Here is a 25,158-nt window from a genome sequence, read left to right on the forward strand (position 1 = left end):
GCGAGATATCATTCCGTTTATTCATGCAAAGCATAAAAAGAGGCACACCGTGCTGAACAAAAGACATTTGCCCTCGATCACCGCACTGCAATGTTTCGAAGCCGCCACCCGCCACCTGAGCTTCACCCGCGCCGCCGAGGAACTGAACCTCACCCAGAGCGCGGTAAGCAAGCAAGTGGCGCAGTTGGAAGAATTGCTGCAACACCTGTTGTTTCGCCGCGTACGTCGGCGCTTGCAAATGACCCCGGCCGGGGATTTGTACCTGGTGGAAGTGAGAAAAATCCTCACACAGGTGGAGATGTCCACCCACTACCTGCGTTCCTACGGCGGTGAGACCGAAGTGCTGCGCGTCTCCACGCCCTACACCTTTGGCGCCCGCTGGCTGGTGCCGCGCCTCAAGGGTTGGCGCTTGCGTCACCCGCAAATCCACCTGGACCTGTGCAACGAACAGGAGCCGGATGAGTTGCTGCAAGGCAAGGCTGACATGGCCTTCTACTTCGGCCAGGGCGCACGGCCCGGCACCGAGAGCCTGAAGCTGTTCAGCGAAGAGCTGGTGCCCGTCTGCGCCCCCGAAAGCTTGCCCGCGCAGCCCTTCACTGACCCAAGGCAACTGAGCGAACTGGTGCTGCTGCAAAATGCCTCGCGCCCGCAAGGCTGGCATGACTGGTTCGCCAGCCAGGGTTTGCAGACCGAGCACAGCTACCACGGGCCGCGGTTCGATACGTTCTATATGTGCATTCGGGCGGCGCAAGTGGGCTGTGGCGTGGCGTTGTTGCCGAGGTTTCTGGTGGAAGAGGAGTTGGCGGACGGCAAGCTGGTGATTCCTTGGCAGCATGCGATGCCGAGCCAGGATGCTTACTACCTCGCCTATCCCGAGCATTCGGCGGAGGTGCCGAAGGTCAGGGAGTTTGTGAAGTGGATGATGGAGCAGGTCTAGATTTTTTGGCCGCACTGGCGCCATCGCAGGCAAGCCAGCTCCCACAGGTTGGAATGCATTCCAAGTGTGGGAGCTGGCTTGCCTGCGATGGCGTCGGTGGCCTCAACCAAAAAATCACTGGCAAACCACCCCGTGTCTATGCGCCACTAGCCCCCTTCCTCAATTGTGCGTAAAGGCCGGCGCCCATCGCCGACCCGTCTGGAGATTCCCGTTATGAGCGAGAGTGTGTTTGCCGATCGCATCGTGCAGAACCTGCTCGACACCGACTTCTACAAGCTGACCATGATGCAGGCGGTGCTGCACAACTACCCGAACGTGGAAGTTGAATGGGAGTTTCGTTGCCGTAACAGTGAAGACCTGCGCCCGTACCTGGCGGAAATCCGCTACCAGATCGAACGCCTCGCCGAGTTGAGCCTGAGCCCGGACCAATTGGGTTTCCTGGAGCGCATCAGCTTTATGAAGCCGGACTTTTTGCGCTTCCTCGGGCTGTTCCGCTTCAACCTGCGCTACGTGCAGACCGGTATCGAAAACGGCGAGTTGTTCATCCGCCTGCGCGGGCCGTGGCTGCATGTGATCCTGTTTGAAGTGCCGATGCTGGCCATCGTCAGCGAAGTGCGTAACCGCTACCGCTACCAGACCGTGATCCTCGAACAGGCCCGTGAGCAGCTGTACCGCAAGTTCGATTGGCTGACGGCGAATGCCAGCAGCGAGGAATTGTCCGAGCTGCAAGTGGCCGACTTCGGCACCCGCCGACGCTTCTCGTACCGCGTGCAGGAAGAAGTGGTCAGCGTCCTCAAGCATGACTTCCCCGGCCGTTTCGTCGGCACCAGCAACGTGCACCTGGCCCGCGAGTTGGATATGAAACCCCTGGGCACCATGGCCCACGAATGGATCATGGCCCACCAGCAACTCGGTCCGCGCCTGATCGACAGCCAGATCGCCGCCCTTGATTGCTGGGTCCGCGAATACCGTGGCCTGCTGGGCATCGCCCTGACCGACTGCATCACCACCGATGCGTTCCTCGGCGATTTCGACCTGTACTTCGCCAAGCTGTTCGACGGCCTGCGCCACGACTCCGGCGACCCGGTGCAATGGGCCGAAAAAGCCATCGCCCACTACCACAAGCTTGGCATCGAGCCGATGAGCAAGACCCTGGTGTTTTCCGACAGCCTGTCGCTGCCTAAGGCCCTGGAAATCTTCCGTGCCCTGCGCGGGCGGATCAATGTGAGCTTTGGCATCGGCACCAACCTGACCTGCGATATTCCAGGTGTGGAACCGATGAGCATCGTGCTTAAAATGACCGCCTGCAATGGCCAGCCCGTGGCGAAGATCTCCGATGAAGCGGGCAAGACCCACTGCACCGATCCGAATTTCGTCGCCTATTTGCGTCATGTGTTCAAAGTACCTGCCCTCTCTAGCAAGGAGTGAATCATGCAAGCCGTACAGCGTGAGATAGCTGAAAAACTCAAGGTCCAGGCGCCGTTCAACGACCAGGCCGCCCTTGAGGCCGAGGTTGCCCGCCGCGTGGCATTTATCCAGGATTGCCTGCGCAATTCCGGGCTCAAGACGTTGGTGCTGGGCATCAGCGGCGGTGTCGACTCCCTGACCGCCGGCCTGTTGGCCCAGCGCGCGGTAAAAGAGCTGCGCGAAAACAGCGGTGATGCGGCCTACCGTTTTATCGCGGTGCGCCTGCCCTACGAAACCCAGTTCGACGAAATCGATGCCACGGCCTCGGTGGACTTTATCGAGCCCGACGAGCGCCACACCGTCAACATCGGCCCGGCGGTGAAAGCCCTGGCCCATGAAGTGGCGGCGTTTGAAGGCAAGGCCGCCGTTTCCCGTGATTTCGTGCTGGGCAACACCAAGGCGCGCATGCGCATGGTGGCGCAGTACACCATCGCCGGCGCGGCCAGCGGTTTGGTGATCGGTACGGACCATGCGGCGGAAGCGGTGATGGGCTTTTTCACCAAGTTCGGTGATGGCGCGTGCGATTTGGCGCCCTTGAGCGGGCTGGTGAAAAACCAGGTGCGGGCGATTGCACGGCACTTCGGCGCGCCGGAATCGTTGGTGGAGAAAGTGCCGACGGCGGACCTGGAAGACTTGTCGCCGGGCAAGCCGGACGAAGCGTCACATGGCGTGACCTATGCCGAGATCGATGCGTTCCTGCACGGTGAGCCGGTGCGTGAGGAAGCGTTCCGGATTATCTGTGAGACGTATCGCAAGACCGAGCATAAGCGGGTCATGCCGTTCGCGCCGTGAGGTAGACCGCTATCGCGGGCAAGCCCGCTCCCACAGTTGACCGCGTTACAACATGGAAATGCGGTCGAATGTGGGAGCTGGCTTGCCTGCGATGAACGATAACGCGGTCTTACTTGACGACCACGGTGCCTTTCATCATCGACACATGGCCCGGGAACGAGCAGAAGAACATGTAGTCGGTGCCGGCAGCCAGTTTCGCCACATCGAAGGTCACCGAATCTTTCTCGCCAGCACCGATGATCTTGGTGTGGGCGATGATGCGTGCGTCGCCTTCTTTCAGGTAGTTCTTGTCGATACCGGCAGCCATGCCGTCGGTGGCAACCGGCTGCATGTCAGCGGCGCTGGTCAGCACCCAGTTGTGGCCCATGACGTTTTTCGGCAGGTTGCCGGAGTGCGTCAGCTCGACGGTGAAGGTCTTGCAGCTCTTGTCGATTTCAATGGCTTTGGTGTTGAAGGACATTTGGTCAGTGGAGTCGACAGTGACCTTGCACTCTGCAGCAAGCAACTGGCCGCTAGCCAGAGTCAGCAGGGAAACAGCAACGAGTTTGGCGAACATGTGAATCTCCAAGGCAGGGTTTAGAAAACGCGGATTGCGGCAAGGGTGCCTCAAGCAGGCAAAAATTCTTATGATCTGAATCAACAGATTGTATACAACTTTAGGCTATCAGACTTATCAACACAATCTAACAGCCAAAGTCGTACGACCTTTCTATGATCGGCCCATCCCCCACCGGAGTCCGAGCCATGCACCTCAACCAACTGTTCAACGGCCTGCTGGCCGCTTACGCCTGCGGTAAGTGAGGGCCAAGCGCGCTGCTAAGCTGCTACCATAGCCACCCAAGGCAGCTGCGCGCCGCCCACCCTCACCTTCGACCCTAGAGGATCGCCCATGGCCAAACCTAATTACTCCTTCGCCAAACGTCAGAGAGACTTGGCCAAGGAGCAGAAGAAAGAGGAAAAACTGCAACGCAAGAAAGCCGCTGCGGATGAAGAAGCGGGTGCACTGAACCCGGAAGCAGAAGGCGACGTGGCAGCTGAAGAGACTGAAACACCGAAAGATCCGGCTGAATAATTGATCGTTCCCACGCAGAGCGTGGGAACGCTCCCTACTCTAAAGGCATCACCGTCACCCGCACTTCCGGGTCATGGCTCCCTCCCCCCAGAATCACCCCTCGCAACGGCGACACATCGGAGAAATCCCGGCCCCAGGCCAGGGTGATGTGCTCCAGCGCCGGCTGCACATTGTTGGTCGGATCAAAATCCACCCAGCCCGACACCGGGCAATACACCGAAACCCACGCATGGGATGCATCGGCGCCGATCAACCGTGGCTGCCCGGGCGGTGGCTGGGTCAGCAGGTAGCCGCTGATATAACGCGCCGCCAGGCCTCGCGAGCGCAGGCAGGCGAGCATCAGGTGGGCGAAGTCCTGGCACACGCCACGGCGGCGCTCCAGCACTTCCACCAGCGGCGTGGCGACCTGAGTGGCTTCGGCATCGAAGGTGAATTCGCTGAAAATCTTCTGCATCAGCGCCTGTACGCCGAGCAACAGCGGACGAGCCGGCGGGAAGCAGCTTTCGGAGAACTCGACGAAGTTTTTCTTCAGGTGCACGTAGGGCGATTCGAAGCGATAACGGATCGCCTCAAGCAGCTCAACGGACAGCGGTTGGCTGCTGTAGGTCAGGCTGTCACGGGTCTGGTCCCAGGCCGGCGACTGCTGGAAATCCAGCACCGGCCGCGCCAGCACTTCCACGGTCAGCCCGGCGTTCACCAACAGCTCATCATGGGGCCGTTCAAACGCCAGCCGCGTGATCGGGTTGCCAAACACATCCAGCTCATCGCGCCGCGACGTCGGCTCGGGGCTGATATCCAACTGCTGCGCGCTACAGCGCTGCCAGGCACACGGCCGTGGCCACAGGTGCGCCAACTGCTGGGCCAGGGACACCGGGCTGTCGTAGTGGTAATGGGTATCGTGGAAAATCTGGTAGCGCGCACTCATCACAACGACACCGTCTGCTGGCTGACATCATCCACATGGGCAAAATGGCGCAACGCGAGGCGATCCGACACTTGCCCGCTCTCATCGGCCACCGCTTGCAGCAAGTCGGCCAGGCCGTCCAAGGCGGCACGCACGCTGGACTCGCCAAACAACGGGTTCTCCAGGCAGCCCAGGTCGAAGTGCGCAAGGCGCTCCACCAGCGGGCCGAGGCCGGTTTCCCGCGGCACGCCAAAATCATCATTCAAGCGACGCAGGGTGCGGCTCACCAGCTTCAACTGGAACAGGACCGCGTGGGGGTTCTGCTCGTCCAGCAGCAGCAGGTCAAGCACCGGGATCAGCTGCGGCACCGCCAGGTAGCGCGAGCGATAGGTGATGCTGCTGTTGCCCAGTTCAAGCAACCACTCCAGCCCGGCCTGATCGAACACCGCCACGCCACGCAGGAATGCGGCGAGGCTGCTGCTGAGAAATTGCAGCCGCTCGATGCGCCGGCCCATCATCAAAAAGCGCCAGCCTTCGTCGCGGGTCATGTCGTCCAGGGCAAACCCGGACAGCGCCGCGAGCGACATCACCAGACGGTTGAGAAAATCCAGCAACTCGCCAAAGTCCGGCGCTTCGCTTTCCAGCTCCACGGCTTCGCGTTGCAGCTCAACCAGCGCCTGCCAGTTCTCCCGGGACAACTTGCCACGCACCTGGGACGCCGCCCACTGCAAACGCTGCAGGTTGGCGCGCAGGCTCGACGGCCAGTCGTCGCCGAGCATGGCGCCCAGCAGACGCTCAGGTAATTCGCCCTCCTCCGGCAGCAGGCGCAGGCTCTCGCCCAGTTCGACCGCCGCTTGCAAGGCCTGGGGATCGTCGCCGTCCACATAACGCGCCAGCACAATGCGTAGCCAGCGCGCGCTGTCATCACAGCGCTCGCAGTAGCGGCCAAACCAGAACAGGTTTTCCACCACGCGGGACGGCAGATACGGGTCGCGGCGCACCAGGTCATGGGCGCCGATGGTGCGTTGCGCACGCCACTGTTCGCCGCCGGGCGCACGCTCGCCGAGTACCCAGGTGTCCTTGCTCGCGCCGCCGCGTTGCATCGACACCACTTCGGCATCGGCTTCGGCGGCCACGCGGGTCAGGCCGCCGGGCAATACGCGGTATCCTTCATCGCTGGCCACGGCGTACACGCGCATGCCGATGGCGCGGTGTTGCAGGTGGTCATCCACGGTGTGCCACACCGGCGCCTGGGACAGTTGCGCCAGCTCCTGGGCGACATAAGCGTAAGGCCGCGCGCGCATGCGTGCGGCCAGGGCCTCGCGTTGCTCATCATCCAGGTCACGCCCGAACACCGGGGTGAAACTCTGCGACGGAAACGCCGGCTTGATTAGCAGCTCGGGCAATTTCTCCAGCGCTTCGGCGAGCACCGGCGCTTCACCGCACCACCAGGTGGCGATCGACGGCAGGATCAGTTCCTCGCCAAACAGGAACTCGTTGATCTTCGGCAAGAAGCCGAGCAGCCCCGGCGACTCCAGCACGCCGCTACCCAAGGCATTGGCCACCAGCACGTTGCCCTGGCGCACGGCATCGAGCAGGCCGGGCACGCCAAGGGCCGAGTCGGTACGCAGTTCCAGCGGGTCGCAGAAATCATCGTCGAGGCGCCGCATGATCGCGTGTACCCGGCGCAGACCGCTGAGGGTCTTGAGGAATACCGTGCTGTCGCGCACGGTGAGGTCGCCGCCTTCCACCAGCGGGTAGCCGAGCTGGCGGGCGAGGTAGAGGTGTTCGAAATAGCTTTCGTTGAAACGTCCCGGCGTGAGCAGCACGATCAGTGGCGGCTGGTCATCCCCCGGCGCCTGGCGGGCCAGGGTTTCCTGCAAGGTGCGGAAGAAGCCGGTGAGGTGCTGCACCTGCAAGTCGCGGTACAGGTCCGGGAAGGCACGGGACACGATGGTGCGGTTTTCCAGCGCATAACCGGCGCCGGACGGCGCCTGGGTGCGGTCGGCGGTGACCCACCAGCGACCGTCCGGCGTGCGCGCCAGGTCCACGGCGTACAGGTGCAAGAAGGCTCCGTCCGGCGGCTGGATGCCCTGGCATGGCCACAGGAAATTGTTGTGCCCGAACACCAGTTCGGCCGGCAGCAGGCCTTCCTTGATCAAACGTTGCGGGCCATACAGGTCGGCCAGCACCGCATTGAGCAGGCGCGCCCGCTGGGCGATCCCGGCCGACAGGTGCTGCCACTCTTCGGCGGCCAGCACGTGGGGCAGCAGGTCCAACTCCCACGGGCGATCGGCGCCCTTGGGGTCGGCGTAGACGTTGTAGGTCACGCCGTTTTCCTGGATCTGCCGGGTCAGCAACGCCTGGCGCTGGGCCAGTTGCGCCGGGGTGCTGCGTTGCAGGTGGTCGAGCAGGCGCTGCCAATGAGCACGCACCGCGCCACTGTCGTCCAGCAGTTCGTGGTAAGTGCCCGCAGTCAGCGGGTAACGGTCGAGCAAGTCGGACATGGAACGCTCGGCAGAGGCAAGGGGGCTCAAAGTCACCACAGTTTAATGTGGGATAGGGCTTGTGTGGGAGCGGGCTTGCTCGCGAAGGCGGCGGGTCAGTCAACACATGTATCGGCTGATACACCGCTTTCGCGAGCAAGCCCGCTCCCACATTTTTAACCGCGTTCAGTCATTTTTATTGGGGAAACGTCGTAGATCCAGAGTCATCGGCAGTTCGTCGTTGATGACGAGCGAGGGTACTGGGAGTTTCCCTGGGCTATGCCCCAACCGGAAAAACCGCGCCATCCGCCGACTCTCCGCCTCATTGGCATTCACCGGCAAGCTGTCGTAATTGCGCCCGCCCGGATGCGCCACGTGGTACTGGCAACCGCCCAGCGAACGCTGCATCCAGGTATCCAGCAAGTCGAACACCAGCGGCGCATGCACCGGGATGGTCGGTTGCAGGCAGTTGGCCGGTTGCCAGGCGCGGTAACGCACGCCAGCGACAAATTCGCCGACGCGGCCGGTGGCTTGCAGCGGCACCGGGATGCCGTTGCAGGTCAGCAGGTAGCGTTGCGGCGGCAGGCCGGTCAACTTGACTTGCAGGCGCTCCAGGGACGAATCCACGTAGCGCACCGTGCCGCCCACCGCGCCTTCCTCGCCCAGGACGTGCCAGGGTTCGAGGGCCTGGCGCAGCTCCAGTTCGATGCCGCTGACGGCGTAATCGCCGACCTTGGGAAAGCGGAACTCCAGGTGCGCGGCAAACCATTCGGCGCGCAGCGGGTAGCCGGCGGCGTTGAGTTCGACGATCACGTCGGCAAAGTCCTGCTCGATGAAGTGCGGCAGCAGGAAACGGTCGTGCAGCTCGGTGCCCCAGCGCGCCAGCTTCGGCGGCGCATAGGGTTCACGCCAAAAACGTGCGACCAGGGCGCGCAACAGCAGCTGTTGGGTCAGGCTCATGCGCGCATGGGGCGGCATCTCAAACGCGCGCAGTTCCAGCAGGCCCAGGCGACCGGTGGCGCCGTCCGGCGAGTAGAGCTTGTCGATGCAGAATTCGGCGCGGTGGGTGTTGCCCGTCACATCGATCAACAGGTTGCGCAGCAGGCGGTCCACCAGCCATGGCGGGCACTCTTCGCCCGGCTCGGGCATTTGCGCGAAGGCGATTTCCAGCTCGTACAAGGCGTCGTTGCGCGCTTCGTCCACGCGCGGGGCCTGGGACGTCGGGCCGATAAACAGACCGGAAAACAGGTAGGACAAGGACGGATGGTTATGCCAATAGCTGATCAGGCTGCGCAGCAGATCAGGACGGCGCAGGAACGGCGAGTCCTTGGGCGTCGCGCCGCCGAGGACAAAATGGTTACCGCCGCCGGTGCCGGTGTGGCGCCCGTCGATCATGAATTTTTCCGTGGTCAGGCGGGTTTGCCGCGCCTCTTCGTAGAGGAATTCGGTGCGTTCCACCAGCTCGTCCCAACTGGCGGACGGTTGCACGTTGACCTCGATCACACCCGGGTCTGGCGTCACGCGGAAGTTGCTCAGGCGGGTATCGGCCGGCGGCTCGTAGCCCTCCAGCAGCACCGGGCAATGCAATTCTTCGGCGGTGGCCTCGATGGCGGCGACCAGTTCCAGGTAATCCTCGACGCGCTCCAGCGGCGGCATGAACAGGTAGAGGCGGCCTTCCCGCGCTTCGGCGCACAACGCGGTGCGGGTCAGCCAGTCGGCGGATTCGTCCACCGCTGGCGTACGCTGATCGCTCGGCGCGGGTTCGCCGTGGCTGCTCAACTGAGCGGTGGTGGGCAGCGCCGGCTGATCCTGGTTCGGGTCCGTCGGGTGCACAAACGGATACTCCGCCGCCGTCACCCAGGGCTGCGACGCCAACGGCAGGCGATAGCCCAGGGGCGAATCCCCCGGCACCAGGCGGCAGTGGTTATCGCGCAGATACCAGCGCCCGCTCTGCCAGCGGTCATTGGCCGCCGTGCGCGCCAGCGGCAGCACTTGGCCGATGACTTTATCCAGGCCCTGGCTGAACACTTTGCGCAGGCGTTCGCGCTCCAGGTCGTCAGCCAGGCGCGGGTCCTGGGCCGTGACGTTTTGCGGCAGCGCACCTTCGCGCCACAGGTAGTAGAAGTTGTCTTCAAAGGCCGGGAAGACAAAGCGTGCCGGCAGTTTCAGGCGTTCGGCGACGCTGGCGAGGAAACGCCCGGCCATGGCGCCATCGGCACCGTAATCCTGTTGTTCGTCGGCAATCAGCGCGCTGTTATGCCAGATCGGCACGCCGTCGCGGCGCCAGTAGCAGTTGAGCGACCAACGCGGCAGCTGCTCGCCGGGGTACCACTTGCCCTGGCCAAAGTGCACCAGGCCCTTGGGCGCGTAGTGCTTGCGCATGCGCTGGAACAACTCGGCAGACAGGCGGCGCTTGTCCGGGCCCAGCGCGGCGGTGTTCCACTCGGCGCCGTCGGGGTCATCGATGGAGACGAAGGTCGGCTCGCCGCCCATGGTCAGGCGTACATCGTCCTTGAGCAGGTCACCATCGATCTGCCGGCCGAGGGCCTGGATCGCCAGCCATTGTTCTTCGGTGTAGGGCTTGGTGACACGCGGCGCTTCCCAAATCCGCTCAACGGACATTTCGTGGGTGAATTCGCACTCGCACGGTTCCACCAAGCCACTGATCGGGGCGGCAGACGATGGATCGGGACTACAGGCCAACGGGATATGGCCTTCACCGGCAAACAAACCGGAGGTGGCATCCAGGCCGATCCAGCCGGCGCCGGGCAAATACACCTCGCACCAGGCATGCAGGTCGGTGAAGTCCACTTCGGTGCCGGACGGGCCGTCGAGGGCTTTGACGTCGGCGGTAAGCTGGATCAGGTAACCGGACACAAACCGCGCCGCCAATCCCAGGTTGCGCAGCAATTGCACCAGCAGCCACGCGGAATCGCGGCACGAGCCGGAGGCGTTTTCCAGGGTGAATTCCGGGGTCTGCACGCCCGGTTCCATGCGGATCAGGTAGCCGATATCGGCGGCCAGGCGCTGGTTGAGTCCCACCAGGAAATCCACGGCGGGCAATGGCGTGCGGTCGATACCGGCCAGGTAAGCGGCGAATTTCGGCGTCAGCGGCAAGGTTTCCAGGTACGGCGCCAGCTCACGCTGCTCATCGGCGGCGTAGCTGAAAGGGATTTTTTCGGCGTAGGGTTCGAGGAAAAAGTCGAACGGATTGAACACCGCCATCTCGGCGACCAGATCGACTTCGATGCGCAGTTCGTCGGTCTTTTCCGGGAACACCAGGCGTGCCAGGTAATTGCCCTGGGGGTCTTGCTGCCAATTGATGAAATGCTGCTCGGGCAGCACTTTCAGCGCGTAGGACAAAATCCGCGTACGGCTATGGGCCGCCGGGCGCAAACGCACGATCTGCGGGCCGAGTTCGACAGCGCGGTCGTAGCGGTAATGCGTAACGTGGTGCAACGCGACATGAATCGACACGGCGGCCTCCTGCGAGCCAGGGCATGGGATTGACGCGCGCAAGACTTATGCCAGCGCGGCAGTCATTGCGCTTTGTCGTAGGACCCGGTGCAGTACAGCACCAAAACGGCGCCAACGTTGGTGCCCTGGTGCAACAGTTGCACATATTTGTGGCGGGCGTGGGGGATTACCTTGGTTTCTTTATTCTGATGATGGCGCGTTCGTGTTTGCGGCGTTTCTTGATGGCCACCAGTACGTTGCCGCGCAGGCGGCGAAGTTCTACGCAGTTGGCACGCATTTCCCTGTGTCGTTTACTGCTGAGCAGTATTAAGCCGAGCATGGGCCACACGACGCTTTCTACGTAGATGAATGGATGCGGTGAAAACCGAAAAGCCGGTAAAGCGAACAACAGGCAGGCGATGAAAAGACCATACATGCCCCAGACCCATTTTGGTCGCCCGTAGGCGATCATGAAATTGCAGAGGGTGATAAAGAAGGCCAACCCGACACAGGCGTTCTCAGCAGCAGACGCTGATAGAGCCCATGGGGCTGTACGCGGGTAGTAGTGCTCCAACAACGCCACGACAGCGGTCCCGCCTAAAATGCCCATGAAAATGGCACCAATAAAGACGGGGAAAAACCGCAAAAGAAAGGGGCGCACCGGCATAAGAAATCTCGCTCTGAAAAATTTCATTCCGAGATTTCCTCATGCAGCCCAACCGCGATAATCCGGATGTTCCCAGACCTCACACTGCCAGCAATACTCGATACGGCACCAAGGGCATCAAGCATCTGAATCATGGTCCCACGCCTTACTTCAGAGGAAGTGAAACGTTTGGGCATCTCGCCAGTCATCTGCTTGAGCTTAAGCATTTTTCGGGACATTTCCGGATGGTTGATACCTATCAACTCCTTGGTGAGCTTCAACCGCTCCTGCCGATTCAACCCTTTGAGCACTTGGTGTGTACTTCTCCCCGTTGCCTTTTTGAGCGAATTGACCATTCGAATCGTAGACATTGCTGTGTTGCCAGCACCTAGTAATGAGGCGGCGTCTAGCCCAAGCGTGACGGCTTGATACCATTCGTTGCGGTCGAGTTCGTCATTAAGTGCTGGGTCTACAAGTTCATTTCGCGTTCGTCGCACACCAATAGCGCATTGGAGAGTGCTTGCCGAAGCGCCTACGACGCTAATCGCAGCAACTACACCTGTGGCTCCAAAAGTAAACGGGGTGAGCGCTGCGCCCCCCAGTATCACGAACCAGCTGATCACCGCCGAAGCACACGCAAACCCCGCGTTCACCGCCTCGAACGTCACATCCGCCTCTCGCGGCTCATTCACCAACCGCCGCGCAAACTCCACCCGCCCGACATAACTCGGCGCCTCCCGCAAAATCACCTTCTTCGGTACAACGCTGCAAATCGGCTGAAACTCCCGCAACACAATCACCCGCAACTGCGCATCGAGGTACACCACGCCCGCACCGATAATCGCCGGATCAGCATCAATGGCCGCAAACAACTTACGCAGATCGATACTGCTTTCCACCCACTGCCGCGTCGTCAAATGCACACTGGGGAACCCGTCTTTCAACACACTGGAAGTCATCCCTTTACTCCGGTTTTTCACAAGAGCGCAGAGGGTAAAGACTGGGCATCGCTTAAAAATGTCAGAAGCTTCGCTTTATCCCGACAGGCACTTCTTGATCACGGTGTAGCGTCTTGTAGGCCATGTCCCGAATAAGAAAAAGTACGCCCCGCGCCACTACCGGCGGACACCAGTACAGGGAACGACAATGGCAACTGATATGTTTTTGAAGTTGGGCGACATCAAGGGCGAATCCAGGGATCAGGCCCATCGCGATGAAATCGAGATCAGCCGCTGGGGCTGGGGCATGTCGCAGACGGGCTCGATGCATAGCGGCAGCGGCGGTGGAGCGGGCAAGGTCAATATCGAGAACCTGTCCATCTCGAAAGTGATGGATAAGTCCTCACCCAACCTGATGATGGCCTGCTCCAGCGGCAAGCATTACCCGGAAGCGCGGCTGGTGGTGCGTAAGGCCGGGGGCAGCAGTGCCGTGGAGTATCTGGTGATCACCTTGAAGGAGGTGATGGTGATTTCCTACCAGTCCGACGCGGTGAAAAACAGCGACGAACTGACAGAGGTCATCGGCTTGAATTTCGCCAGCGTCGAAGTCAGCTACCAACCGCAGAAAGCGGACGGCGGCAAGGACGGCGGCGCGGTGAAATACGGCTGGAACATTCGTCAGAACGTGAAAATCTGACCACGCGAGCCAAGGCTACAACCCGGCCTTGGCCGCCTCTCGCAGTCGGCGCACGCCCACCAGTTTGCCCACCATCGCCCGATAGCCCTTGCTGTTTATCAGCAACAACCCCAGCAGCGGCCAGAACAGGCATTCACTGTAGAGAAACCAGTGCGGCTCGTACGCCAATGTCGGCAGGGTGACCAACAGGCACACGACAAAAAAACCGACCATGCCCCACACCGCCCAGGCATGCCCGCGCACCACCAGGAAGTTGCTGTTGGTCACGAACAGCGCGGCGAAGAGCACGACGAACCAGGACACGGTGGCATTGGTGGCGACGGGCACGTCGGCAAAATACGTACTGGCCGCCAGGGAAATCGCAGCGGAGCCGCCCAGGCAGCCGGCGAGAATCACGCCGATAAACGCAGGAAAATGCGCCAGCAAAAACGGTTTCAGGGACGGCACGCCACTCATTATTCGCCCTCCTCGTACAGGCCGATCGCAAAGGTCTTGGCCTGTTTGTAGTTGTCCGAGCGTTTCAGCCCCCAGACACTCGCGCCCGCCCCTATCGCATCCCCCAATTGCACATAGGTGGCGTGTTTGAGTTGCGTCGGGGTGAAGCGCTTGGGCAACTCGCCGCTCATCTGCAGCAGTTTGCGCATCTTGGTCGACATTTGCGGGTCGGCGACTTTGAGCAACTCTTTGGTGAGTTTCTCGCGCTCATGCCCGTTCAAGCCCTTGAGCACCTGGCGCAGGCTTTTGCCAGTGGCGGCGCGGGTGACATTGACCAGCTTGACGGTGGTCAGTGCCGAAGCGCCTACACCCACCAGCGCGGCGCCATCGAGCACCTTGGTCGCGGTCTGGTACCACTCTTCGTTGTCCAGGTAGTCGTTCATCGCCGGGTTGCTGATTTCGTTGCGCGTACGAAAGCCGCCCACCAGGCAAGACACGGTGCTGGCAGACGCCGCGGTGTAGCCGATGGCCGTCACCACGGTGCTGGCGCCAGCGGTGAATGGGATGGCGATGGTGCCACTCAACACCACCAGCCAGCCGATCACCGCGCCGGTGCAGGCCAGGGTGGTGTTGAAGGCCTCGCTCATCAGCCGCGATTCGCGCGGGTTGTTCAGCACCTGGTCGGCGAACTGGGCCGGGGCGATGTACTTCTGCGCCTCGCGGATAATGATGCGCTTGGGCAGGATGCTGCAGATGGGCTTGAATTCGCGCAGGGTGACGATGTTGAAGTCGGCATCGATGTACACCACGCCGGCGCCGACGATGGCAGGGTCGGCGTCGATGGCGGCGAACAGGCGGGGCACGTTGATTTCGCTTTCGATGCGCTGGCGGGCCATGAACTGGGAGCGGTTGGAGTCCATGCCGATGTTGGCCAGGGGGTTGCCCATGGGGGTGTTCTTCCTTGAAATTGATGTTGGCTGAACTGACGCCATCGCGGGCAAGCCCGCTCCCACAGGTTGAGCGTGTGAACCCGATCCATTGTGGGAGCTGGCTTGCCTGCGATGGCGATTGAATGGGCGCCACCTTAACAAACAGGCTCGCCAGAGAATAGAAAGCAAAACGCCAGCACGAGGCTGGCGTTTGGCATGTTCAGGCGTCGATCAACGCGGCACCACCGGCTTGCGCGCAGGCTTGCCGCCCTTGCCCTTGGCCGCATCGCTGCGTTCCTTGGCGGCCTGCTTGTTGCGCGCCTGGGCCGCGGCCTTGGCTTGCTCACGCTTGTCCCACGGGTTGCTGCCGTCGCTGCCGCGCGGCGGCAAACCGGTGTGCTGGGTGAGGATCTTGGTGGTGGTTTCCTTCGCGACCTTGTGGCTGCCAGCCGGCGTCGAATTCTTGCGACGGGCGCTCTGGTAGCTGTCGGTGCTCGGCTGGTGCAGCGGGATCAACTGGTCCTTGCCCGGCCCGATCAGGTCGGCGCGGCCCATGCGGGTCAGCGCTTCACGCAGGATCGGCCAGCCTTTCGGGTCGTGGTAGCGCAGGAACGCCTTGTGCAGACGGCGCTGGTCTTCGCTCTTGACGATGGTCACCGCGTCGCTCTTGTACGTGACCTTGCGCAGCGGGTTCTTGCCCGAGTGGTACATCGCGGTGGCGGTGGCCATCGGCGACGGGTAGAACGCCTGCACCTGGTCGGCGCGGAAGCCGTTGCCCTTGAGCCACAGGGCCAGGTTCATCATGTCTTCATCGGTGGTGCCCGGGTGGGCGGCGATGAAGTAAGGAATCAGGTACTGCTCCTTGCCCGCTTCCTTGGTGTACTTCTCGAACATGCGCTTGAACTTGTCATAGCTGCCAATGCCCGGCTTCATCATCTGGTTGAGCGGACCTTCCTCGGTGTGCTCCGGGGCGATCTTGAGGTAGCCACCGACGTGGTGGGTCACCAGCTCCTTGACGTACTCCGGCGACTCAACGGCGAGGTCGTAGCGCAGGCCCGACGCGATCAGGATCTTCTTCACCCCCGGCAGCGCACGGGCGCTGCGGTACAGCTGGATCAACGACGAGTGGTCGGTGTTCAGGTTCGGGCAGATGCCCGGGAACACGCACGACGGCTTGCGGCACGCGGATTCGATTTCCGGGCTCTTGCAGGCGATGCGGTACATGTTCGCGGTCGGGCCGCCGAGGTCGGAGATCACGCCGGTAAAGCCCGGGACCTTGTCGCGGATCTCTTCGATCTCGCGAATGATCGACTCTTCGGAACGGTTCTGGATGATGCGACCTTCGTGCTCGGTGATGGAGCAGAACGTGCAGCCACCAAAGCAGCCACGCATGATGTTCACCGAGAAGCGGATCATGTCGTAGGCCGGGATCTTTTCCTTGCCGTACACCGGGTGTGGGATACGTGCGTAAGGCATGCCGAACACGTAGTCCATTTCTTCGGTGGTCATCGGGATCGGTGGCGGGTTGAACCACACGTCCACTTCGCCGTGTTTCTGCACCAGGGCGCGGGCGTTGCCTGGGTTGGTTTCCAGGTGCAACACGCGGTTGGCGTGGGCGTACAGGACCGAATCACCACGGACTTTTTCCACGGACGGCAAACGAATGACCGTCTTGTCACGGGTCATGCGCGGGCTGGCCAGGATCTGTACGACCTTGGCTTCCTCAGGGTCATCCACCGGGCCTTTCTCTTGCTCGATGGCGCAGGCCTGGGTGTCCTGGGTGTTGACGTATGGGTTGATGATCTTGTCGATCTTGCCCGGACGGTCGATACGGGTGGAATCCACCTCGTACCAGCCTTCGGGCGTGTCACGGCGAATGAACGCAGTGCCGCGCACGTCGGTGATGTCTTCGATCTTGTGGCCCCACGACAGGCGCTGGGCAACTTCGACAATCGCCCGCTCGGCGTTGCCGTACAGCAGGATGTCGGCGGCGGCGTCGATCAGGATCGAGTTGCGCACACGGTCCTGCCAGTAGTCGTAGTGGGCGATGCGGCGCAGGGAGGCTTCGATGCCGCCCAGTACGATCGGCACGTTCTTGTACGCTTCCTTGCAACGCTGGCTGTACACCAGGCTCGCGCGGTCCGGGCGTTTGCCAGCCATGCCACCCGGGGTGTAGGCGTCGTCGGAACGGATTTTCTTGTCGGCGGTATAGCGGTTGATCATCGAGTCCATGTTGCCGGCCGCGACGCCGAAGAACAGGTTCGGCTCGCCGAGCTTCATGAAGTCGTCTTTGGACTGCCAGTTCGGCTGCGCAATGATCCCGACGCGGAAGCCCTGGGACTCCAGCAGCCGGCCGATGATCGCCATGCCGAACGACGGATGGTCAACGTAGGCATCACCGGTGACGATGATGATGTCGCAGGAATCCCAGCCAAGCTGATCCATCTCCTCCCTGCTCATCGGCAGGAATGGCGCAGGACCGAAACATTCGGCCCAGTACTTGGGATAGTCAAATAACGGCTTGGCTGTTTGCATGACGGTGACCGGTGTTGAGATGAAAAATCGCGGGCGCGGAATATAGCACAAATTTTGACCAATTCCGACGGTAATGGTCGGAATTGTGGTGACGCCATCGCAGGCAAGCCAGCTCCCACAGGTGACCGCATTCCTACAGGATAAACGCGGTCACCTGTGGGAGCTGGCTTGCCTGCGATGAGGCCCTTACAGGCGCAGGAGCACTACTCGTCGTCGAAGTTGTAGCTACCCGGCGCGAGGTTTTCGAAGCGGGTGTACTTGCCGATAAACGCCAGGCGCGCCGTACCGATCGGGCCGTTACGCTGCTTGCCGATGATGATCTCGGCGATGCCTTTATGCTCGGTCTCGGGGTGATACACCTCGTCGCGGTACACGAACATGATCACGTCAGCATCCTGCTCGATCGCTCCGGATTCCCGCAAGTCGGAGTTGATCGGGCGTTTGTTGGGGCGTTGCTCCAGGGAACGGTTGAGCTGGGACAGCGCCACCACCGGGCAGTTGAACTCTTTGGCCAGGGCTTTCAACGAGCGGGAAATCTCGGAAATTTCGTTGGTCCGGTTGTCGCCGCCGGAACCGGGGATCTGCATCAATTGCAGGTAGTCGATCATGATCAGGCCGACGTCACCGTGTTCACGTACCAGGCGGCGGGTACGCGCGCGCATTTCCGAGGGGCTGATACCGGCGGTGTCATCGATGAACAGCTTGCGATCGTTGAGCAGGTTGACCGCCGAGGTCAGGCGCGGCCAATCGTCGTCTTCCAGACGACCGGCACGTACCTTGGTCTGGTCGATACGACCCAGCGACGAGAGCATCCGCATGATCAGCGATTCACCTGGCATCTCGAGGCTGTAAACCAGTACGGCTTTTTCGCTGCGCAGTACGGCGTTTTCCACCAGGTTCATGGCGAAGGTGGTTTTACCCATCGACGGACGGCCGGCGACGATGATCAAGTCGGCCGGCTGCAGGCCGCTGGTCATGCCATCGAGGTCGGTGTAGCCGGTGGACAAGCCGGTGATGGCGTTGTCAGTGTTGAACAGCGTGTCGATACGATCGATGGCCTTGGTCAACAGCTCGTTGACGCCCACCGGGCCGCCGGTTTTCGGCCGTGCTTCGGCGATCTGGAAGATCTGCCGTTCAGCCTCATCGAGGATTTCTTCGGCGGTACGGCCTTCGGGGTTGAAGGCGCTGTCGGCGATTTCAGTGGCGATGCCGATCAACTGGCGCAAGGTCGCCCGCGCACGGACGATCTGCGCATAGGCCTTGATGTTGGCGACCGACGGGGTGTTTTTCGCCAGCTCGCCCAGGTAGCCGAGGCCGCCCACTTGTGAGGTCTGACCTTCCTTGTCCAATTGCTCGGCAAGGGTCACGACGTCGATAGGCGAGTTCAGGTCGGCCAGCTTGGCGATGGCGCGGAAGATCAGGCGGTGGTCATGTCGATAGAAGTCGCCGTCCGAGACTTGATCCAGCACGCGTTCCCAGGCGTTGTTGTCCAGCATCAAGCCACCGAGCACGGCCTGTTCGGCCTCGATGGAATGCGGCGGCACCTTCAGGGCAGCGGTTTGCAGATCGTATTGCTCGGGAGCTGAAATATCGTTCATGGCCACTTGGAATTTGGGGTGTGTAGAAAAACAAAAGGCACGACCTGTAAACAGGATCGTGCCCGATGTTAACCGCCTGGCACACGAGGTGCCAGTCAGTTAGGTGCGACTTAAGCTGCTACCACGACAACGCGTACGGTGGCTTCAACTTCAGCGTGCAGGTGCACGGCTACGTCGAATTCACCTACGTTGCGGATGGTGCCGTTCGGCAGACGAACTTCGCTCTTCTGCACTTCAACGCCGGAGGCGGTCAGTGCATCAGCGATGTCGTGGGTGCCGATCGAACCGAACAGCTTGCCTTCGTCACCGGCGGTGGCAGTGATAGTCACTTCCAGCTCAGCCAGTTGGGCAGCGCGAGTTTCGGCCGAAGCTTTTTTGTCTGCTGCTGCTTTTTCCAGCTCAGCACGACGCTCTTCAAACGCAGCCAGGTTGGCAGCGGTTGCAGCGGTAGCTTTGCCGTATGGCAGCAGGTAGTTACGACCGTAGCCGGCCTTAACGTTCACTTTGTCGCCCAGGTTGCCCAGGTTGGCGACTTTTTCCAGAAGGATCAGTTGCATGTGAAAATCCTCTAACTTTTAACCTTCACCGTTCGCGTTATCGGCGTCTTTCGACGCCAGACGACCGCGAAAATCAATCAGGCCGTCGATAATGGCCAAGACCACGAGTAACGGATAGATCAGCTGCATGAACAGCAACAGCGTGACGTACAACCCAACCAGCCAAAACTTGGCCAGGCGCTTTCGCGCAACCAGCCCATGAATCAAGGCCAGCCCGGCAAACACCAGCGGTACGCTGCAAATCGGCGCCAGCAAGGCCATCTGTGGACCGAAGTTCGGCCCGACAACCATGCACGCCAGCAGCAACATCGCCGGCCCCGCAGGGATTCTGATACTGCGAAATTCGCGACCAAAACCACCCGGGTTGTACAACAACGCCTGCCAATAACGCCCGACAATCAGGCTCAGCACGCTGACGACCTGCAACAATGCCGCAATCAGGCCGGTCAGGACCGGGGCAATCAGTGACGCAAACCGCGCTCGCTCATCTACCGACAATTGCTGGTAGAGATCCCCGAGGGCCATCGGCAGGATCTTGACGATCTCTTGCGACAACCCTTCGATTTGCGGGCGGAAAGCCGCGCCAAGCATCACTGAGTACACCAACCCCAATGCCACGCTGACCAGCAGCGTGCGGACCCAGGACTCACTTGCGCGTAAAACCAACGCAAGGCTCGATGACCCCAGCAGTACCAGAAGTACCCGTGGATCACCCAATTGCAGCCACCAGATCAAGGCCGGCAACAATCCCAGGGCAAGAACGCCAAGGGCGTCCTTCAAACCGCGCCGCAGCAGCACAAGGCAACCCGCGGCAGCACCCAACCAATAAAGCAACGGCAATGCCGCACATCCAGCCACTACCAGAGTGGCCTGCACACGACCGCGCATGATGAACTCAGCTAAGGCGCGCATGCATTCAATCCCTTACTACTTATCGACTGCCCGGTCTCAGCGGCCGTGGCTGTCGGTGTAGGCCAGCAGGGCCAGGAAGCGGGCGCGCTTGATAGCGGTGGCCAGCTGACGCTGATAACGAGCTTTGGTACCGGTGATACGGCTTGGAACGATTTTGCCGGTCTCGGATACGTAGGCTTTCAGAGTGTTGAGATCTTTGTAATCGATCTCCTTCACTTCTTCAGCGGTGAAGCGGCAGAATTTACGACGACGGAAGAAACGTGCCATTTGATAGGCTCCTTAATAAGGTCCGTGGATTACTCGTCAGCGTTGTCGCTGTTGTCGCTGTCATCACTATCAGCGCTTTCAGCGCCTTCGTGCTCAGGACGGTCGCGACGCTCACGGCGCTCACTGCGGTTTTCTTCAGCCTTGAGCATCTCGGATTGGCCGGTAACGGCTTCTTCGCGACGGATGACCAGGTTACGGATCACTGCATCGTTGTAGCGGAAGTTGTCTTCCAGCTCGGCCAGGGCCTTGCCAGTGCACTCAACGTTCAGCATCACGTAGTGAGCCTTGTGAACATTGTTGATTGCGTAGGCCAGTTGACGACGGCCCCAATCTTCCAGACGGTGGATTTTGCCGCCGTCTTCTTCGATCAGCTTGGTGTAACGCTCAACCATGCCGCCGACTTGCTCGCTTTGATCCGGGTGGACCAAAAAGATGATTTCGTAATGACGCATGAATGCTCCTTACGGGTTGTAGCCTGCCGCTCAAAAACGGTCAGACAAGGAGTGAATGACACTTATGGATCTTGCCGAAGGGGGACACATCGGTGCCCGCCAGGAAGGCAAGGGGCGCAATTGTAGAGAAGGGGGAGGAAGCGTGCAAGGTGATTGGTGATTATTTGAACAATCTTCCCAACACCCAGAAACAACTGTGGGAGCTGGACTTCTGTGGGAGCTGGCTTGCCTGCGATGCAGACACCTCGGTGCATCAGTCATACCGAGGGGATGCTATCGCAGGCAAGCCAGCTCCCACACAAGCCCTGCTCCCACAGGATCTTGCGTGACGCTTGAGGCTTATTTCTTGCTCTTGGCCTTGGCGCCACGCTGGCGCTGGGCTTCAAACAGGCACACGCCGGTGGCAACCGACACGTTCAAGCTGCTGACGCTACCGGCCATCGGCAAGTGCACCAGGTAATCGCAATGCTCACGGGTCAGGCGACGCATGCCCTTGCCTTCGGCGCCCATGATCAGGATGGTCGGGCCGGTGAGGTCCTGGTCATAAATGCTGACCTCGGCCTCCCCCGCCGTGCCCACGACCCACAGGCCGCGCTGCTGGAGTTTCTCCAGGGTGCGCGCCAGGTTGGTCACGGCCACCAACGGAATCACTTCCGCCGCACCGCAGGCAACCTTGCGCACAACCGGCGTCAGGGTGGCCGACTTGTCTTTAGGCACGATCACCGCCAGCGCGCCGGCAGCATCTGCCGAACGCAGGCAGGCACCGAGGTTGTGCGGGTCGGTCACGCCGTCGAGCACCAGCAGCAACGGTGCGCCTTCTGTGCGATCGAGCAGCTCGTCGAGCATCGCTTCGCCCCAGACCTGGCTCGGGCTTACGTCCGCGACCACGCCTTGGTGAACGCCTTCAACCCACACGTCCATCTCACGACGTTCAGCCTGGCCGATGGCGACCTTGTTTTGCGTGGCCAGCTCAACCAGCGCTTGTACACGTGGCTCGCTACGACCCTCCGCCAACCACACTTGCTTGACGCGTTTCGGGTGGTGACGCAGCAGTGCTTCTACGGCGTGCACGCCGTAGATTTTTTCCAGACTCATGACTTGGCCTTAGGTTTGCGCGACCCGCCGCTTTTGGCAGGGGCCGAACCCGCTTTGGGCGGGCCTTTACGGTGTTTACTTGGCTTGCTCGACGGCTTTTCCGCCCCGTGGGACTTTCCCCCAGACGCCGCTTTACCACCGCTTTTGGCTTCGTTGAGCAACTGCTGCTTCAACTCGCGGCTCTTGCGCAGCTCGGCGTTTTTCGCCGCGGCGTCGCTTGGGCGGTAGGCTTCGGGGGCCTTTTCCTTGGTGGACGAACGACGACCAGCCTTGGCGGCCGGCTCAGGCTCGGCCGCTTTCGCAGGGGCGCCCTTGCCTTTGCTGGCAGGTGCGGTCGGCGTGCTGCCACGATTTTTCTTGCGGCTACCCGGCGACTCGGCTGGTTTATCAGACATGCCGAAGTCGATCTTGCGCTCGTCGAGATCGACGCGCATGACCTGCACTTCCACAGTGTCGCCCAGACGGAAGCTGCGCCCAGTGCGCTCGCCCGCCAGGCGGTGATGCACAGGGTCGAAGTGGTAGTAATCGCCCGGCAAGGCCGTAACGTGTACCAGGCCTTCGACGTAGATGTCGGTCAGCTCGACGAACAGACCAAAACCGGTCACAGCGGTGATCACGCCAGGGAAAGTCTCGCCTACGCGATCCTTCATGAACTCGCACTTCAGCCAGTTCACTACGTCGCGGGTGGCTTCGTCGGCGCGGCGCTCGCTCATGGAGCACTGCTCGCCCAACTGTTCCAGGGCCGCTTCGTCGTACGGATAAATCCGCGCCTTCGGAATGGTCATGGCACCGGCGCGCTTGACGTGCGGGGTGTTCTGCTTGGAATGGATCACGCTGCGGATCGCGCGGTGCGTGAGCAGGTCCGGGTAGCGACGGATCGGCGACGTGAAGTGGGTGTACGCCTCGTAATTCAGGCCGAAGTGGCCCTGGTTATCGGCGCTGTACACCGCCTGGCTCAGGGAGCGCAGCATCACGGTCTGGATCACGTGGTAATCCGGACGATCCTTGATGCTGGCCAGCAAGGCCTGGTAGTCCTTCGGCGACGGGCCATCCTTGCCTTTGTGCAGGGACAGGCCGAGCTCGCCGAGGAACGCGCGCAGTTTTTCCAGGCGCTCCGGCGGCGGGCCGTCGTGCACCCGGTACAGCGCAGGAATCTCGTGCTTCTTCAGGAACTCAGCCGTGGCCACGTTGGCCGCCAGCATGCATTCCTCGATCAGCTTGTGCGCATCGTTACGCGTGGTCGGGGTGATTGCGGCGATCTTGCGCTCAGAACCGAAGACAATCCGGGTTTCCTGGGTTTCAAAATCGATCGCGCCACGGGTATGACGGGCACCCAGCAACACCTTGTACAGCGAGTAAAGCTGCTTGAGGTGCGGCACCACGCCAGCGTATTCAGTACGCAGGGCCTTGGCTTCGCTGGTCTTCGGCGTTTCCAGGATGGTGCTGACCTTGTTGTAGGTCAGTCGCGCCTGGGAATGGATCACCGCTTCGTAGAACTGGTAGTCGGTCATTTCGCCGGTTTTCGAGATGGTCATCTCGCACACCATGGCCAAACGGTCGACTTTCGGGTTCAGGGAGCACAGGCCGTTGGACAGCTGCTCAGGCAGCATCGGGATCACGCGCTCAGGGAAGTACACCGAGTTGCCGCGCACCTGGGCTTCGTTGTCCAGGGCCGAACCGATCTTCACGTAGCTGGACACGTCGGCAATCGCGACGAACAGCTTCCAGCCGCCGGAGAACAGGCGCAGTTTGCCCGGCTTGGCTTCGCAGTAGACCGCATCATCGAAGTCGCGGGCATCTTCGCCGTCGATGGTGACGAACGGCAGATGGCGCAGGTCGATGCGTTTTTCTTTGTCTTTTTCTTCCACTTCCGGCTTGAGCTTGGCGGCTTCTTTCAGCACCGCCTCAGGCCAGACGTGAGGAATATCGTAGGTGCGCAGCGCAACATCGATTTCCATGCCCGGCGCCATGTAGTTGCCGACCACTTCGACGATATCGCCCTGTGGCTGGAACCGTGCGGTTGGCCAGTGAGTGATCTTCACCTCAACGAACTGACCGACCTTGGCAGCGCCGTTGCGGCCCGGGGTGATCAGCACCTCCTGCTGGACCTTCGGGTTATCCGGCACGACAAAGCCGATGCCGCCTTCTTCGAAGTAACGGCCGACGATGGACTCGTGGGCACGGGACACCACTTCGACGATCACACCTTCACGACGACCACGACGGTCGAGGCCGGACACGCGCGCCAGCGCACGGTCGCCATCGAACACCAGGCGCATTTGCGCCGGGCTCATGAACAGGTCGTCGCTGCCGTCGTCCGGAATCAGGAATCCGAAGCCGTCACGGTGACCGGCGATACGGCCCAGGATCAGGTCGAGCTTATCCACAGGTGCGTAGGTGCCACGGCGGGTGTAGATCAGTTGTGCGTCGCGCTCCATGGCACGCAGGCGGCGGCGCAGGGCTTCGAGCTGGTCTTCGGTGGTCAGACCGAATTCTTCGACCAACTGCTCGCGGCTAGCAGGCGAACCACGATCGGCGAGGTGCGCCAGGATCAGTTCACGGCTAGGAATAGGGTTTTCATATTTTTCCGCTTCACGAGCGGCCTCGGGATCGAGGGACTGCCAATCGGCCATTAGAGAGTTTTCACCTTGTCTATATGCGGGTTAGTTTGGCATACGCGTATTGAAACGGGAAATTTCAGGCATCAACAAGCGTTTAAAAGCCCTTTGGCGCCCTTTCCAGGCACCTTGCACGACCATTGGCGAAATATTCCAGGATTTTTTCATGGCAGGGGTTTACAGCTCATTAGGCCCTCCGTATAGTGCGCGCCATCGACGACGGCAACGTTGTTGATGTTGCCCAGGTGGTGAAATTGGTAGACACGCCAGCTTCAGGTGCTGGTGATCGCAAGGTCGTGGAAGTTCGAGTCTTCTCCTGGGCACCAAATTCAGATCAAACCCGCGAAAGCGGGTTTTTTCGTTTC

Annotated in this window: 21 protein-coding genes and 1 tRNA gene; 6 read left to right on the forward strand and 16 right to left on the reverse strand. The window is 61.1% G+C overall.

The genetic code is table 11. From position 1 onward, the window contains the following. The first annotated feature begins 49 nt into the window (after positions 1 to 49). From J1G37_RS26925 to nadE, 3 genes are all read left to right on the forward strand, one after another. Entirely contained in the window at positions 50 to 937 is an 888-nt protein-coding gene (locus J1G37_RS26925; protein WP_207046604.1) for a LysR family transcriptional regulator, read from the forward strand. Positions 938 to 1,150: 213 nt separating this feature from the next. Beyond that, entirely contained in the window at positions 1,151 to 2,365 is a 1,215-nt protein-coding gene (gene pncB, locus J1G37_RS26930; RefSeq protein ID WP_185705119.1) for a nicotinate phosphoribosyltransferase, read from the forward strand. A gap of 3 nt (positions 2,366 to 2,368) precedes the next feature. Further along, complete coding sequence (nadE, locus tag J1G37_RS26935) at positions 2,369 to 3,196, forward strand: ammonia-dependent NAD(+) synthetase (RefSeq protein ID WP_207046613.1); 828 nt, start codon at positions 2,369 to 2,371, stop codon at positions 3,194 to 3,196. Between the two features lie 109 nt (positions 3,197 to 3,305). Here the strand turns inward: nadE and azu are convergent, their stop codons facing one another. Next, positions 3,306 to 3,752 carry an azurin gene (gene azu / locus J1G37_RS26940; protein WP_207046615.1) on the reverse strand — a complete coding sequence of 149 codons (447 nt, stop codon included), beginning with the start codon at positions 3,750 to 3,752 and terminating at the stop codon, positions 3,306 to 3,308. 333 nt (positions 3,753 to 4,085) lie between these two features. Here azu and J1G37_RS26945 point away from each other — a divergent pair, with 333 nt between their 5' ends. Then, entirely contained in the window at positions 4,086 to 4,268 is a 183-nt protein-coding gene (locus tag J1G37_RS26945) for a hypothetical protein (RefSeq protein ID WP_207046617.1), read from the forward strand. 34 nt (positions 4,269 to 4,302) lie between these two features. On the opposite strand, the gene J1G37_RS26950 is transcribed toward J1G37_RS26945, so the two are convergent. From J1G37_RS26950 to J1G37_RS26970, 5 genes are all read right to left on the reverse strand, one after another. Further along, positions 4,303 to 5,193, reverse strand: a complete 891-nt coding sequence (locus J1G37_RS26950) for a transglutaminase family protein (protein ID WP_207046619.1) — start codon at positions 5,191 to 5,193, stop codon at positions 4,303 to 4,305. After that, entirely contained in the window at positions 5,193 to 7,679 is a 2,487-nt protein-coding gene (locus J1G37_RS26955) for a circularly permuted type 2 ATP-grasp protein (protein WP_207046621.1), read from the reverse strand. Before J1G37_RS26955 ends, J1G37_RS26950 begins: the two co-directional genes overlap by 1 nt. Before the next feature lie 165 nt (positions 7,680 to 7,844). After that, a complete protein-coding gene (locus J1G37_RS26960) occupies positions 7,845 to 11,135 on the reverse strand; it encodes a transglutaminase family protein (protein WP_207046623.1) in 3,291 nt (1,096 codons plus the stop codon). Between the two features lie 166 nt (positions 11,136 to 11,301). After that, a complete protein-coding gene (locus J1G37_RS26965; protein ID WP_207046624.1) occupies positions 11,302 to 11,808 on the reverse strand; it encodes a hypothetical protein in 507 nt (168 codons plus the stop codon). Then, positions 11,805 to 12,719 carry an NAD synthetase gene (locus tag J1G37_RS26970; RefSeq protein ID WP_207046626.1) on the reverse strand — a complete coding sequence of 305 codons (915 nt, stop codon included), beginning with the start codon at positions 12,717 to 12,719 and terminating at the stop codon, positions 11,805 to 11,807. Before J1G37_RS26970 ends, J1G37_RS26965 begins: the two co-directional genes overlap by 4 nt. Positions 12,720 to 12,906: 187 nt before the next feature. Between J1G37_RS26970 and J1G37_RS26975 the strand changes: the two genes are divergently transcribed. Further along, positions 12,907 to 13,395 (forward strand): type VI secretion system tube protein Hcp, encoded by a 489-nt coding sequence (locus J1G37_RS26975; protein WP_207046628.1) that lies wholly within the window; start codon positions 12,907 to 12,909, stop codon positions 13,393 to 13,395. 15 nt (positions 13,396 to 13,410) lie between these two features. On the opposite strand, the gene J1G37_RS26980 is transcribed toward J1G37_RS26975, so the two are convergent. The 10 genes from J1G37_RS26980 to rnr form a co-directional block, all read right to left on the reverse strand. After that, on the reverse strand, positions 13,411 to 13,851 hold the full coding sequence (locus J1G37_RS26980; RefSeq protein WP_207046630.1) for a hypothetical protein: 441 nt from the start codon (positions 13,849 to 13,851) through the stop codon (positions 13,411 to 13,413). After that, positions 13,851 to 14,777, reverse strand: coding sequence for an NAD synthetase (locus tag J1G37_RS26985; RefSeq protein ID WP_207046632.1), 927 nt, complete (start codon positions 14,775 to 14,777; stop codon positions 13,851 to 13,853). Before J1G37_RS26985 ends, J1G37_RS26980 begins: the two co-directional genes overlap by 1 nt. A gap of 213 nt (positions 14,778 to 14,990) precedes the next feature. Beyond that, positions 14,991 to 17,294, reverse strand: a complete 2,304-nt coding sequence (locus tag J1G37_RS26990; protein ID WP_207046634.1) for a YgiQ family radical SAM protein — start codon at positions 17,292 to 17,294, stop codon at positions 14,991 to 14,993. Positions 17,295 to 17,497: 203 nt separating this feature from the next. Next, complete coding sequence (dnaB, locus tag J1G37_RS26995; RefSeq protein WP_017734974.1) at positions 17,498 to 18,892, reverse strand: replicative DNA helicase; 1,395 nt, start codon at positions 18,890 to 18,892, stop codon at positions 17,498 to 17,500. A gap of 110 nt (positions 18,893 to 19,002) precedes the next feature. Beyond that, positions 19,003 to 19,449, reverse strand: a complete 447-nt coding sequence (rplI, locus tag J1G37_RS27000) for a 50S ribosomal protein L9 (RefSeq protein ID WP_003171376.1) — start codon at positions 19,447 to 19,449, stop codon at positions 19,003 to 19,005. An 18-nt stretch (positions 19,450 to 19,467) separates the two neighbouring features. Next, positions 19,468 to 20,361 carry a hypothetical protein gene (locus J1G37_RS27005; protein WP_124525559.1) on the reverse strand — a complete coding sequence of 298 codons (894 nt, stop codon included), beginning with the start codon at positions 20,359 to 20,361 and terminating at the stop codon, positions 19,468 to 19,470. Between the two features lie 36 nt (positions 20,362 to 20,397). Then, positions 20,398 to 20,628, reverse strand: a complete 231-nt coding sequence (gene rpsR / locus J1G37_RS27010; protein WP_003171373.1) for a 30S ribosomal protein S18 — start codon at positions 20,626 to 20,628, stop codon at positions 20,398 to 20,400. A gap of 29 nt (positions 20,629 to 20,657) precedes the next feature. After that, positions 20,658 to 21,080: a 30S ribosomal protein S6 gene (rpsF, locus tag J1G37_RS27015; RefSeq protein WP_003217491.1), complete on the reverse strand. Its 423-nt coding sequence runs from the start codon at positions 21,078 to 21,080 to the stop codon at positions 20,658 to 20,660. Between the two features lie 339 nt (positions 21,081 to 21,419). Continuing rightward, positions 21,420 to 22,175, reverse strand: coding sequence for a 23S rRNA (guanosine(2251)-2'-O)-methyltransferase RlmB (gene rlmB / locus J1G37_RS27020; RefSeq protein WP_017734971.1), 756 nt, complete (start codon positions 22,173 to 22,175; stop codon positions 21,420 to 21,422). Next, positions 22,172 to 24,808 (reverse strand): ribonuclease R, encoded by a 2,637-nt coding sequence (rnr, locus tag J1G37_RS27025; protein ID WP_207046636.1) that lies wholly within the window; start codon positions 24,806 to 24,808, stop codon positions 22,172 to 22,174. Before rnr ends, rlmB begins: the two co-directional genes overlap by 4 nt. Positions 24,809 to 25,032: 224 nt before the next feature. On the opposite strand from rnr, the gene J1G37_RS27030 reads away from it, so the two are divergent. Beyond that, positions 25,033 to 25,119 (forward strand) — tRNA-Leu (locus J1G37_RS27030). Positions 25,120 to 25,158: the final 39 nt, after the last annotated feature.

Source organism: Pseudomonas sp. Marseille-Q1929, from assembly GCF_017316265.1.
In the GTDB taxonomy this organism is placed as follows: Bacteria; Pseudomonadota; Gammaproteobacteria; order Pseudomonadales; family Pseudomonadaceae; genus Aquipseudomonas.